13 protein-coding genes are annotated in these 12,674 nt (G+C 58.3%); 3 read left to right on the forward strand and 10 right to left on the reverse strand.

Features of this window, described 5'->3' with window-relative positions:
• Window positions 1-831: 831 nt before the first annotated feature.
• The 7 genes from AB4Z15_RS16300 to AB4Z15_RS16330 all read right to left on the reverse strand — a co-directional run bounded on the left by AB4Z15_RS16300 (window position 832) and on the right by AB4Z15_RS16330 (window position 8,063).
• Window positions 832-1,890, reverse strand: a complete 1,059-nt coding sequence (locus AB4Z15_RS16300) for a galactosyltransferase-related protein (RefSeq protein ID WP_442005193.1) — start codon at window positions 1,888-1,890, stop codon at window positions 832-834.
• The gene (locus AB4Z15_RS16305; RefSeq protein ID WP_442018123.1) at window positions 1,874-3,088 is read right to left on the reverse strand and encodes an MFS transporter; all 1,215 of its coding nucleotides are present in this window, start codon (window positions 3,086-3,088) and stop codon (window positions 1,874-1,876) included. Before AB4Z15_RS16305 ends, AB4Z15_RS16300 begins: the two co-directional genes overlap by 17 nt.
• Window positions 3,081-3,572 (reverse strand): NUDIX hydrolase, encoded by a 492-nt coding sequence (locus AB4Z15_RS16310; protein ID WP_442005195.1) that lies wholly within the window; start codon window positions 3,570-3,572, stop codon window positions 3,081-3,083. The genes AB4Z15_RS16305 and AB4Z15_RS16310 overlap by 8 nt, the downstream gene beginning before the upstream one ends.
• A 50-nt stretch (window positions 3,573-3,622) precedes the next feature.
• The gene (locus AB4Z15_RS16315; RefSeq protein ID WP_442005196.1) at window positions 3,623-3,967 is read right to left on the reverse strand and encodes an HAD hydrolase family protein; all 345 of its coding nucleotides are present in this window, start codon (window positions 3,965-3,967) and stop codon (window positions 3,623-3,625) included.
• A gap of 376 nt (window positions 3,968-4,343) precedes the next feature.
• Window positions 4,344-5,246, reverse strand: coding sequence for a hypothetical protein (locus AB4Z15_RS16320; RefSeq protein ID WP_442005197.1), 903 nt, complete (start codon window positions 5,244-5,246; stop codon window positions 4,344-4,346).
• 80 nt (window positions 5,247-5,326) lie between these two features.
• Window positions 5,327-7,021, reverse strand: coding sequence for a carbamoyltransferase C-terminal domain-containing protein (locus AB4Z15_RS16325; RefSeq protein ID WP_442018124.1), 1,695 nt, complete (start codon window positions 7,019-7,021; stop codon window positions 5,327-5,329).
• The gene (locus AB4Z15_RS16330) at window positions 7,014-8,063 is read right to left on the reverse strand and encodes a hypothetical protein (protein ID WP_442005199.1); all 1,050 of its coding nucleotides are present in this window, start codon (window positions 8,061-8,063) and stop codon (window positions 7,014-7,016) included. Before AB4Z15_RS16330 ends, AB4Z15_RS16325 begins: the two co-directional genes overlap by 8 nt.
• Window positions 8,064-8,799: 736 nt before the next feature.
• Here AB4Z15_RS16330 and AB4Z15_RS16335 point away from each other — a divergent pair.
• Together AB4Z15_RS16335 and AB4Z15_RS16340 are read left to right on the forward strand one after the other, a co-directional pair.
• Window positions 8,800-9,108 (forward strand): hypothetical protein, encoded by a 309-nt coding sequence (locus AB4Z15_RS16335; protein WP_442005200.1) that lies wholly within the window; start codon window positions 8,800-8,802, stop codon window positions 9,106-9,108.
• An 11-nt stretch (window positions 9,109-9,119) separates the two neighbouring features.
• Window positions 9,120-9,671, forward strand: coding sequence for a dihydrofolate reductase family protein (locus tag AB4Z15_RS16340; RefSeq protein WP_442005201.1), 552 nt, complete (start codon window positions 9,120-9,122; stop codon window positions 9,669-9,671).
• Window positions 9,672-9,701: 30 nt separating this feature from the next.
• Here AB4Z15_RS16340 and AB4Z15_RS16345 read toward each other — a convergent pair whose 3' ends face one another.
• A complete protein-coding gene (locus tag AB4Z15_RS16345; RefSeq protein ID WP_442005202.1) occupies window positions 9,702-10,145 on the reverse strand; it encodes a YdeI/OmpD-associated family protein in 444 nt (147 codons plus the stop codon).
• A gap of 94 nt (window positions 10,146-10,239) precedes the next feature.
• Between AB4Z15_RS16345 and AB4Z15_RS16350 the strand changes: the two genes are divergently transcribed.
• A complete protein-coding gene (locus tag AB4Z15_RS16350) occupies window positions 10,240-10,497 on the forward strand; it encodes a DUF2630 family protein (RefSeq protein ID WP_442018125.1) in 258 nt (85 codons plus the stop codon).
• Between the two features lie 11 nt (window positions 10,498-10,508).
• Here the strand turns inward: AB4Z15_RS16350 and AB4Z15_RS16355 are convergent, their stop codons facing one another.
• Together AB4Z15_RS16355 and AB4Z15_RS16360 are read right to left on the reverse strand one after the other, a co-directional pair.
• Window positions 10,509-11,651 (reverse strand): glycerate kinase, encoded by a 1,143-nt coding sequence (locus AB4Z15_RS16355; RefSeq protein ID WP_442018126.1) that lies wholly within the window; start codon window positions 11,649-11,651, stop codon window positions 10,509-10,511.
• A gap of 55 nt (window positions 11,652-11,706) precedes the next feature.
• Window positions 11,707-12,669 carry a D-2-hydroxyacid dehydrogenase family protein gene (locus AB4Z15_RS16360; protein ID WP_442018127.1) on the reverse strand — a complete coding sequence of 321 codons (963 nt, stop codon included), beginning with the start codon at window positions 12,667-12,669 and terminating at the stop codon, window positions 11,707-11,709.
• Window positions 12,670-12,674: the final 5 nt, after the last annotated feature.

Here is a 12,674-nt window from a genome sequence, read left to right on the forward strand (position 1 = left end):
TGAGGGATACTGGCATGCTGCTGATGCCGCTAGTTCCGCACCGGACAATCGTCCAGAAGATGAGGCTTACTCAGGAATGGTACGGGGAGTACCGAAAGGGCTCGCCTGTCGTTGACGCCTACAAGGAACTAGCAGAGAAGATCATCCGATGACAGAGACTATGAAAGACAGGCCGGTCCTTCCAGCCCGTTGCGGCCCCAAACCGGCGCCGGACGAGCGCCTGGATCCCGTAGACATCGTCGCGCCCGCACTAAGACTCAACCCGCTGCCGCGCCCGCCCTCCAACAGACTCCCGCTGCTGCGACGACAAAGAAGCGGGAGGCCACCATCGCAATCGGCCCTCGAATCTCCATATCGGTTATGGAACTGCTGGACCAAGCTATTGCTGAACATGGGATCTCGCAGCGGAAAGCTATTGAGGATGCCATCGTTGCCCGCTGGGGGCCGAAAAGCTGACGGACAGCCGCGCGCTGCTGGCCTGGCAAATTGGAGATCGTGCAGCAGGAGCGGGCCGGGGTCTTGGTAGTAATGGAACAGGATTGAACGCTAAGCCTCGTGGTTCGGTAGTGTGAGGGCGTGGCGGTGGAATTCCTCAGTGATGATCAGACCGCTGTTTTTGGGCGGTTTAGGGGTGAGCTGGCGCGGGCGGATCTGGCGCGGTTCTTCCATCTCGACGCTGCACGCCGCAGCGCTTACACCTGGATCGACGGGTGGTACAACGGCCGAAGGCGCCACTCCAGCATCGGCTGTCTCAGCCCGTTAGAGTACGAACGCCGCCAATTCACACTGGCAGCCTAACCAACTAACCACCTGTCCGGGCTCGGGGCAGCCTCAGGCGAGTGACTCTGTGTACGGATTCATGTCGGGACGCTGATGAGCCAAGTGAAACAAATCACCCCTGAGTCGACCAACACGTCTCGCCGCATTCAGCCTCATGTGAAAGTCCCGATCTTCCCCTCCCCAACCAATAAACGATTCATCAAAGCCGCCAATGGCTCGGAAGTCTCTAACGTTGGTAGCGACGCAAAGACCTCGAGGATCGGCTAGTGCATAGCCGGAAAGCTCGATGGCGGCGTCAGGTGTGTCATGATTGCGCAGATCATCGGAGGACTTGCTGTCGAGAAAAAGCCCCCTGTTTCCCGGCACGAAGTTCCTCCCCTTCTCTTGCCGAGCGTGGACGATTAGCTCAATAAAGTTGTCAGGCAGATAGAGGTCGCCGTCGAGAATCAGAATATCCTCGTCACCGTTGGATGATGCAACACCCCGATTTACGAGCATCGATTTGTTGAACGGACCCGAATGTTGAACGTATACATATTCATCGACCAGGCATGAAAGCAAGTACTCGTGACGCTCAGAGATGTCGCCTTCCACGACCACGATTCGAATTTGTTTCCGTAGGGTTTGTTGATTCAGACGTTCGACGAGTGTGATCAGATTCTGAAACCGAGATTGCCGCGTTGAATCGTCTCGAAATGGCACTACGACGCGAATCTGAGGTCCTGAGACTACCCTGTCTTTGGTCGCCGTCTGGATCGAAAAGGTAAAGGGACTAGTGAAGTAGATGAGCCTTGCGCCTTCACGCACGCGCTCAGCAAGTTCCCGAGTTTTACCGTTCCCATTCGCTTTGCTCAGCTCGAGCGACATGACAGCGGTTCTGTACAGGGCTCGCGATTGAGGGGCGTCCAGATTTTGCAGGGTTGACCAAGAAGGGTCGCCAGGCAGTACCTCGGACACCGCAATACGAGCAGCTTCGTAAAGCAGCTCTGCCTGTTTCCAGCGCGGAAGACTTTGGGCAGGCGCGTTGATGTCAACGGCCGTTATTGCGGCTGCGGCTATCAACTCACAGTCATCTTGTCTAGCGGTCTCATCCTCATCGAAGCTTTGCATGCCATTCCTTCAGTTGGGGGATCAATTGGACGAAGCCACCAGCTCCGACTAGCAGAATCAGGGCAACCCACATAAAGAGCGGCTTCTCGACGCCTACTCCTACTAGTAGCGGCGCAGCGGCATATGACAGGGTCCAGGAGAGTTGAAAGAGGGCCATGAAAGGTATTTCGCGGCCGGTGGGCGATGCCAGTACAGCTGCTTGCGACGCGGCTGGTTTTGAGAGAATTTCCGCCAGTGCTATACCGACCACTGCGATGAGAGCCGCCGATCCCGTCACTGAAAAATTGTGGCTACGAGACGACAGCATCACGGAGCAGAGGATGAGAGAGGCAAGGACTAGGACGTACGTCGTTCCCATGACGGTTGAATCTGACCAGCTATTGGTCGCTTTTCTGATAGGGATTTGCAAGAGAGCGATCACGCCATAACGCACGGCGAGCACAACTGTGGCCCAGAAAACGGGTAATCCGAGGCCGGCCACGAGCAGGAGCGGAAAGACTACCGGCGTCACCGCCCAAGCAACTGATAAGAGTGTCTGCCCTGTCAGGAGACGCATAAATGAACGGTTTGCCAAAGGTTCAAGTACATCCTTGAAAGAAGTTTTCTCGGATGGAGCCCACTTCTCGGATCTCAGCCATGCGACAGCCAGCATAGAGAGCGTCTTGCTTGCGGTATTGGCTACCACTGCCCAAGTCAGTGCGCGCGTTGAACCGCTGGCCAAAAGCACAGTCGCAGCGATGGAACCGACTGCCACGGCGCCTGTACGAACAGCATTCGCCGTCGCCAGCCAGCTCCCAACCCTGTCGCGGCCGAACATCGAGGCAACAAGCGCCGGCCACGCGGCGCCATATACCTTGTCACCGAACATTCCGACAAAACTCGCTACCGCTGCCAAGGGGGACGAATACGCAACCAGATAGAGGCCAGCTCCTACTGCAGAAAGTAAATTGCTGGTCTGTAGCCCGCGACGCGGCCCGAGTCGACCCACCAGCTGGCCCGCGCTCGGAATCGTACAGATGGCCACGAGCGCCCCGACGGTTACTGCGGCACCTGCGTCGACCGAGTCGAGTCCATTACGTCGAATGAGCACTAGGAGAGAGATCGGGAGGAAGAACCCAACTCCTACGGCATCAACCATGACCGCGCCGAAGAGAAGAGAGTTGTTTCTCTGGGCGGTAGGGGCTCTGTCGCTAAACACCGAGAAGGCCCTTCGCCGTAGCGCTCTGCCAAGCTATGAGAAGAGACGGATCAACAAGCTCGCCCGCCGCGATCATTTCCCTGACATGGGACTTCTTAACGCGCCGACCTGCTACTCGTTCCCAAGGGTCGTCTAGAGCAGCCAGGCCTTCCTCGGCGACTTTGGCGAGAAACAAATAAACCGGCCAAGCTGACCGTCCAGGATTTGGGAAGAAGTGTTGAAGGGCCACTATGGAATCAATGCTTAGTCCGAGCTCTTCCTGCACTTCACGGCGCGCGGCAATCTCAGGAAGTTCTCCTTCCTCGCCGGCACCTCCCGGTAAGTCAAAAATCCAGGCGTTTAGAGGGAAGCGGTACTGGCGGGTCAAAAGTATTTCATCGTCTTGCTCGATCAGCACGGCCACGGCAAAGGGCATGCTCTCGTCAACTTCGTAATGGCCCAACTCGCCGCTGGGCAGGCGAACGAGGTAGTCGGTCAACTTCACGCGACCTGCGTACGCCCTGGTCGCCTCCAGCCGGTCCCAGTGAGCTTCATTCATAGGTCTTCTTCTTTCATCAGGGCGTCGACGCGGAGGAACGTTTCTTGGGGGGTCTCGACCGACACAACATGCGCTGCGGAGTTGCGGATGGGCTCGTCGTTACCTCCAGGCCCGAAGTCATCACCCATATAGGTCAGGTCTTCAAGGGCAATGCCCCATCTCGTCGCCAGCCATTCCAACGCTCGCAATTTATTCCAATTGTCGGCTACGACAGAGACCGACCGCTGTCCCGCCCGGTAGACGTTAACTCCAAGGTTGGCCCGGCCTGCAAGAAGAAAATATGCGTCGCGTGCTTGGCCCTCGCGCGATTGTTGCGCCGCGGTCTCGGATGTGAAGGACACGAGAAGCTGACTTCCGGACATCGAGAGCATTGGGTTTGGAAGGCCGAGCTCGCGGGCAACCGAGTTAGCGAGGGCCGTTAGGGAATCAACGGAGCTAGCAGATGGTCCGGGGGGCTCGGGCGAGGGCTGCCCCTCCGGAATCCGAGAAGTTCCCCCGTCAGGCAAAAGAATCAGATTATCGGAACATGCAAACGTCCATAAAACCGACGGGATGCGTTTCCGAAGGTCTTTCGCGGGCGCGCTCGTGATGATGCCCATGCACGTTCTTCCGACGGAAAGAATCAGGCCAAGCCGATCGGAGATGTCCTTCCCAATTGGAGCTTTCGGGTACGCCAAAGTGCCGTCAAAATCGAAGACAAGCGACCGATTCCGAACATCAGGTGGCATGAGCAGCAATCCTCTTGGAGATTGATAGGTAGGGGCCCAGCACAGCTATCGCGTGGTCAAATCCGTCTTGGCGAGTCGTGGTGAGATGGTTTGCAATATTGCCTAGGACACGAAAGCCCCGGTAAACGTCGAACCGCGCCCGCCAATGCGCGTCGTTTCGAAGCCATGCTTGGAGCGCGATGGATTTTAAGGCGGCCGTCAAAACTTCGCCCTCCCTAAAGGGATGGCGCATGGGCGTGGCAAATCCAGAGTCCGCCAGAGCTGGCCAAATCGACTCTGCAAAGACACAGAAAGATGCCAGATCCATGATTGGATCCCATAAAGGGACCCCTTGATACCAGACCCCACGCACGTCTAGAAACGTCGTTTCTGGCCCATGGAGAATGACGTTTGAGGGCACAAAATCACCGTGAACGGCTATTGAAAGTCTGGCCCGTTGATCCACATTTTGGCTGTCGATGGCACGCGAGACCCAGTTCGAGGAGTCCGCTACGACCTGATCGAGCAGCGAAACGAGAGATCGCGTCGACGGTTTCAAGGATAGGTGTGTCTTGGCGATGGCTCGCTTAAACCGGCCCCGCCGCTCCAGTGCTTCTGCGCGAAGGAAGTTGATCCTATGCTCGGCCTCCTGGTGCCACGGCTTCCGTAGCGTGAGAGCAAGATCGAATAATGCGTCAACAGCATTGGCAATGGCGTCGTCCGCATGACTGGATTTATCGAGGTACGAGGACAACGTTTCGCCGCGCACAAAAGTCATGTCAAAGCCAGTGTCGAAGGTCCGAATGACCTCTGGGTACATGCGCAGATTGTGGGTGTCATGCATGTAGTGCAGGTGTCTCGCCTGTTCCAGCAAAGGGGAGGCGTCCGCCCCTTCTTCTGCGGTTTTACGCACGATGAGATTTCGCGCGTCAACACCCGCCAGAATTTCTACTTTTCGCCCTGCGTCCGTAGGGATCACACGAGACGCGACATTCATCTGACAGCGGGGGGAAAGTGCGATGGAACGCGGGTTACGAACTGGCCTTCCAGCCAGAGGCCGTCGAGAGGCATTTCATGGAGGGCACGGAGCGCCTGGAGAGGAGTCTCGACAATGGGCTCACCACGCCTGTTGAACGACGTGTTTACCAGGATCGGCACCCCTGTGATGGCAAAGAACTCGCGAAGCGTTCTTGTAAGAAAGCTGTCTCCTTCTGAGGGCACCGTTTGAACTCGCGAGCCGCCGTCAATATGAACTACAGCAGGAGCTGATGCCTTGCAGAGTTCAGTTGCCTGCGCGACTTTCAGCATGAAAGGGTCCGCTGCACTCGACGGCTCGAAGTAGTCGCTAAATTCACTATCCAGGATGAGAGGAGCTATGGGGCGGAAAGGCTCCCGATATTTGATTTGACGGTTAATTCGCTCCCTGACCATGCTTTTGCGCGGGTCGGCCAGAATTGAGCGGCCGCCAAGGGCGCGAGGTCCGAATTCGGATGAACCCTCGAATACAGCAATGATTTCTCCATCTGCCAAACGGGCAGCCAGTTGTTCAGGACTCATCAGGCTCGGCTCAACAAGAAGATCCGGGTAGAACATTCGTACTTCTGCGCGGGCCGCATCTGCAGCGTACGTTTTGGACGGCCGAGCGACCCGATCATCGACTGCTTTACCTCGGAAGGTGACCTGAACTTCGGCATCACGTTCCTTTGCGAAGAGATAAAGGGCGCCAAATGAAAGACCGGCATCGCCGGAGTGAGGTGGGATAAGCACTCTCCTCCCGTCGGCTGCTGCCCGTGCGGCAAGAACTCCGTTGGCAACCGTGTTGAGCCCACAACCGCCCGCAATTGCTAGCGTTCCAGTGGGGGCCTCGTCGCGAAGGAGCTCGTACCCGCGCAGCAGCACCCTCTCGAGAATCGTCTGAACCGTCGCTGCCAGATCCGCATGAGTGGCGAAAGTGTCACCATCGCGGTCTTTAATTGCTTGAAGCTCTTCTAGGAAGCCATCGAAGGGGCTGAATTGGAAGAGCGAGTCCAGCGAGTCTCCAATCCGGGCATGCTTAGCAAATTCATCCAAGTACTGAGGACTACCCCAGCCTGCTAGCCCCATCGTTTTGCCTGACTCGAGGCCGGCGAACCCAACAGCTGCATTGACGATCTCGTAAATCTGTCCTACCGAATTGGTGTAGCCCATTGGAAACATTGTGTGTTCGACAAATCCTTCGCCGTACGTCCCACCAACACGGGTGAAATCGCCTAGCGAGGACACTGCATAGAACGTGAACGTCTCACGCTTGGCGCGCATATCCGGGCCCGGATGTTCGGCGACCGACCCAAGCCCGTCATAGACGATGACGCCTCCTTCTTCTCCTGGCGAAGTCAGGAGCCACGCGGATGCCGCGTGAGAAAGGTGGTGAGGGTAGAGGGTTAACTGGTCCGCCGCGAACATTGAGCGGACCCGATGCGGGAGCAAATCGCTTGAGACAACTGAATGAATATCGTCTAGTCCGATTCCGGCGTAATCCAAGCAATACTGAATGGCTCCCCGGATAGGGTTTTGGAAGCCGTTACCGAGGCCGTACTTAACCCGAGAGATGCGTTCCTCTTCGATAGCAACAATGATGTCGTTGCCGTGCATGAGGGCAGCTGAGTAGTCGTGCGAAGATCCACCAAGGCCAAGAATCCAGTCAGCCATTTACGTGTGCCTCCGTCTTGTTCGTTGTCTTTTGCGTTGCGGATTGGTAGCCCTCGATGCTCGAGCGGAGCGCGTCGAGTATTTCGATATCAACGGACGGCTGTCCCATCTCGGCGCGTCTTCGGTCGACCTCGTTTCGAATCCGCTTCCCAGTTTCCGAACTGAATATGTAGTGTCCGGACAAGATGGCGAGCGTTTCGGGATCGTATGTCTTGCCTGCCACGATCCAGGACTTCCATCTGCCTGATTCCACTGCAGCACTGACGAAAGCCTCACGGAGATCACGGGCATCTAGGTCCCGCATGGCTTGGAGAAGGACACGTGTCTCGATGACCCCGAACTCAGGCGCAACGTTAATGGCATCTACGCCGGCCGTCATGAGCTGAGTGACCTCGGCGGGGTCTAAATAGTCAACGTTGTGAGCCTTCAGCTGGACAGAGGCGTCATGGCAGAGCGCTGAAAGGACACTGATTCCGTCGAGGACCCTGTTCCGGTCACCCCGCACCAGGGCGCCGGTATTCTTGTCCTCGACCACCTTCGTGCCCGTCTGGGCAACGACAAAGACAGGCATCGGCAATTCTGCTGCGGAAAGACCATCAAGGGCTCGGTTCAGTTCCACTTGAAATTGCCGGGGATCGTTCATCTCCTCGCCTTGAACCTCAAAGCCAATTTCGAAGGAAATGTCTCGACCCTTGAGGCGGGCATGCTCCCAGGCCCCTCTGTAGAGCAGAGTTAGTCGATCGAGGGCGCTCTCGATATCGACTGAACCGCTCGACGCCTTGGACGTGTCGATATGCAGAAGGTTGAAGCCCGCGTCGATATCGCTCCGGAAAGAGGCGAGTGCATTCTCGAGCTCCACCACTGGATCAGCAGACCATTGAAGTGGTTGCTGCCAAGGTCCTCCGTGGTCGCGGCAGATTGCAATGAGGCCGGAGGGGTCATTTGCCGAAAGAGAAGAGGCGAACTCGGCCGAGGTCCAATTTTCCACATACCCGCCGCCTGCCTCTTTATGGTCAATCTGGCGCCGACTTGCAATCGCCATGATTGGTGCCTGTTGCCGATAGGCAACATCAGTCATGGCTTGAACGGTAAGCCGCGACATTGGACCTACCCCAAGGCGTGGCAACTGGGAATTAAATGGATTATTCAACGGGTCCCCATAACTTATCCGTATGTTTACTCGATGCGTCTGGCTCGGAAAATTATTCCCGAAGGGTCAAGCCAGACCGTCGTCCATGCGAACGGTCTTAATGACACCAATCATTCTTGTTCCGTTTACCGAAATTTACTCTAACACGTCGTTGAGGGGTCGCTGCAGAAAACGGAAATTACAATGGAATAATGCCGACTGTAAGCCTGATCAGAAGTCATAATAAAGAAATAGGAGGATTTGGCGTCATGATCGCCGGGATACCATCACTGTATTTTGGGGGCACTGCATGTAAGGGTAATCCAGCGACCGGTCATACCCAGGATGCCGACCTGGTTTCGGCTGTAGAGCGCTTCAACCTCGACGTCCGTGACGTAGCTGAGCGTTCGGCCGGTTAGCTGACCAGTCCCATCAGCTTCTTCGGCCGATGCGGGTCAACGTGACGCCGGCAAGTGCTTATGACGCTGACCCTGAAGCGCAGCGCAGAACATCGACGCCTGCGTTAACAGTGGCCTGGCTGGCGGCCACCGCCGATGCAAGCCGTGCCGCCGTAATGTTGCGCAGGTCACACCGTGCACATACGCTGGGGACGCTGCAGCGTGGCAGCAATCTGATGAAAGGCAGAACATTGACCAGCGAGAACCTCTCCGTCGTTGTTCGAGGCGACGTTGACGTCGAACAGATCCAGATTGCCGCAACCGGTCACGTCACTACTTCGAGCGTGCAGGGCCTCTACCCCGTGGTGCAGCGAACCAAGAGCCTTGGCGGCGGCCTGAACGTCGAGATGGACCTTTCCGAAGCCACCGTTGACACGGACGCGCTCGGCGAGCTTCAGGTCTACGCGGAACTCTTCGAAGTTCCCGTCCGCTTGAACACTGAGTCGAGCAACGTCACTGAACTGCCGTCCCGTCGTCGCCTGGCAACGGCGGCAGCCTAAAAGGAGAACCGATGCGCAAGGTAACCGCCGGCCTGTTCCACTCCGTGGATGGCGTAGTTCAGGACCCGTTCAAGTTCCAGTTCGACAGCTTCGACGACGAACTGGGCAAGGGACTGACCAAGATGATCAACACTGTGGACACGGTGGTTCTAGGCCGAATCAGCTACCAGGAGTGGGCCGGATATTGGCCGAATGCTTCGCAAGACGAAGATTTTGCCGCCTTCATCAACCCCGTGGAGAAGTTCGTGGCATCTCGCACGCTGTCCGAGCCCCTCGAATGGGAGAACTCGCACCTCATCGATGGGCCGCTGGAGCAGTTCGTCACTGACCTGAAAGGGCGTGACGGTGGAGAGATCGCAGTCTGCGGCAGCATCTCCGTAGTGCGACAACTGCTGTTCGCGGGCGTCCTGGATGAGCTGACCCTCATGACCCACCCCGTGGTTGCCGGCAGTGGACGGCGACTCTTTGAGGACGGCGACCCATTGAGCCGCCTCGTTCTGGAGGATCAGTACGCCACGAGCAAAGGCAACGTTGTGAGCACTTACAGCCGACGCCAGGACTGAAACGCCCCGCGCGGCGGCCCGGCCTAAACCCTACTTCTTCCCCGCCTTCAAATCAGCGACAGCCTTCGCGATCCGCCGAGCCCGGGTCTCTTCCGTTTTGGCGTCTCCAATCGGTTCCACGTATCGGCGCTGGGCACTGTAATTCAACGTCCCATAGAAGGCTTTCGCCTCGGGCTCCGCCTCAAGGGCCGCAGCGAGGTCGTCCGGAACCTCGATTACACGCGGTTGGGTGTCCACTTCCAGATTCACGTCCACGGTGTCGCCTGCGGACGCCCCAGTCAGGTCCCTGTTCGCGGAGCTGACACCCACCATGTACTTCCCACCCATCACCGCGATGCTGCTGCGATAGCTCTGGCCGTTGATGGTTACAACTACTGGGGGCCGCTTGCCGGCATCGAGCGCACTAACAATATCCTCGGGAACCTCAATGCCAGCCTTGTTGCCATCGCCGACGATGGTCGTAGTGAATTTCATGTCCCCAGTATGCCGTCGGCCACCCGTAGACGCATCCGGCCAGCCAGACTACGTTCGTATAAGCAACTATCCAGTGAACCAAGGAGAGCGAACCATGGACGAGCAGGATCTTCTGGAACGGATTCAGTCACTCGTGGAAGAGGAGCACCGCCTGCGGGATGCAGCGGTCGGGGGCGGAATTGAGGACGACGTCGACGGCGACGGCAGCCGTGCCCGCTTGGCCCAGCTTGAGGCTCAACTCGACCAGTGCTGGGACTTGCTCCGCCAGCGCCGGGCCAAGAAGCACGCTGGTGAGAATCCCGACGACGCCGAACCGCGCCCCATCAGCGAGGTCGAGGGCTACAGGCAGTAGCCCAGAAGAAGCTACGCCCCCTCAAGCACCTGACTTGTAGCCCACGCAACGTACTTGGCCGCGTTGGCAACGGCGTCGGCGACGTCGGGAACACCGTCCTTGCGCTGGGCGACGTCCAACAACTGGGCCGCAGCTACGATCCCGTGTTTGGCCAGATCCTCAGGTGTCACCGTAATTCGGCCTGCCACAGCGACCACGGGTATTCCGTGCACGCTTGCGGCATCGGCCAAGGCGATGGGCGCTTTACCGGTGAGCGACTGCTCATCCATGGAACCCTCGCCCGTAATCACGAGGTCCGCCTCGCTGAGGTGCGAAGCAAGGCCTGTGAGCCCGGCGACCAGCGCGAAGCCGCCTTCAAGTGCCGAGTCGGTAAAGGCAAGGAACGACGCCGGGAACCCGCCTGCCGCTCCGGCTCCCGGAACGTTGACGTCCCGGCCCGTGGCTTCCCGAAGGAGTGAGGCCCAGTTACGGAGGCCGGCGTCGAGCTTTTCAACAGCGTCTTCGTCTGCCCCCTTCTGGGGGCCGAAAACATACGCGGCGCCATCCGGGCCGAACAGCGGGTTTTGGACGTCGACGGCGATCCGGAACTTGGCGCGCGAAAGCCGCGGATCCAACTCGGAGATGTCCAGGGCTACGACGCCGGCAAGGAAGCCTCCGCCGAGGGGGACCACGTTTCCGGCAGCGTCCACGGGCTTGAGCCCCAGCGCACGCAGGGCGCCACTACCACCGTCGGACATTGCGGAACCGCCAAGTCCTAACACAATTTCAGTGGCGCCGGCGTCCAACGCCGCAGCGATGAGCTGTCCGCAGCCGTAGCTGTGGGCACGCAACGAATTGTCAGGGGTGGGCTCCATGAAGGCCAAACCGGAGGCTTGAGCGGTTTCGATAACGGCAGTGGCTCCGCCGAAAGAATCTTTACGGATGGCCCAGGAAGCTCCGACCGGCTTGAGAATTGGACCCACAACGGCGTGGTTCCGCTCTTCGTAGCCAGCGGCGATGGCGGCGTCGAGGGTACCTTCGCCACCGTCAGCTACCGGAAATTGGGTAGTTATGGCGTCTGGATAGACGCGTAAGGCGCCCTCGGCCATGGCTGATGCGGCTTCCGCGGCGGTCAGGGATCCCTTGAATTTGTCCGGGGCGATGAGGATACGCATGGGTCCATCTTGCCAGCTTTTGCCGGGAAAGCGGTTGCCCATTACGAAGATGGCGTCAGTCGTTCAGCGCACGAATGGGCGCGCCCTCAAGCCAGGCCTTAACGTCCTCGAAGGCACCGCCATAGAACTGGCGGTAGCTTTCGTGTGTCACGTAGCCGATATGTGGGGAGAGCACGGTTCGCGATGAATGAAGCAAAGCATGCCCAGCCGGCAGGGGCTCCTCATCAAAGACGTCCATGGCAGCGCCACGAATCCAGCCTTCCTCCAGTGCACGAATCAACGCTGCCTCATCTACCAGTTGCCCCCGTGCGGTGTTTACGAGCACGCCTTCGGGCCCCAGAAGCCTCAATTCTTCCGAACCGACTATGCCCTCGGTCCGATCGGACAGGCGTAGGTGCAACGTCACCACGTCGGATTCCCGGAACAGCTCCTCCTTGGTGACCTTTCGAGCACCAGCCTCCTCGGCCGCCTCTGCCGTAAGGTTCTGGCTCCAAGCGAGCACATCCATGCCGAAGGCTTTCGCGTAGCCCGCGATCCGCTTCCCTATCTTGCCGAGGCCGACGATTCCCAGCGTCTTGCCTTCGAGTTCAAACCCGACGGCCGTCTGCCAGTCGCCTGCCCGCAGCGAGTTTTCCTCCACAACCAGGTTGCGGGCAAAAGCGAGCAGCAACGCCCACGTCATCTCCGGTGCCGCTGCCGGCGAACCGCCCGTTCCGCACACCAGGACGCCCCGCTCCGACGCTGCCTCAAGGTCGATCGCAGCATTGGCCATGCCCGTAGTCACGAGCAGTTTCAGGTTGGTCAATGACTCGAGCACGCGACGAGGGAAGCGCGTCCGTTCACGCATCGCCACAATGATGTCGAACGGCGCCAAGGCTGCCACGGCTTGCTCTTCCGAAACAAAGGGTGCGCTGAAAACGCTGACCTTCACGCCGTCGTCGAGCAGTGAATCCCAAGGGGCGTAGTCGCTGGCGACCTGCTGATAGTCATCAATGATGGCCAAGCGGAAACTCGTCACGTCAA

Origin of the sequence: Paenarthrobacter sp. 2TAF44 (genome assembly GCF_052114885.1) — a bacterium.
Lineage (GTDB): Bacteria > Actinomycetota > Actinomycetes > Actinomycetales > Micrococcaceae > Arthrobacter.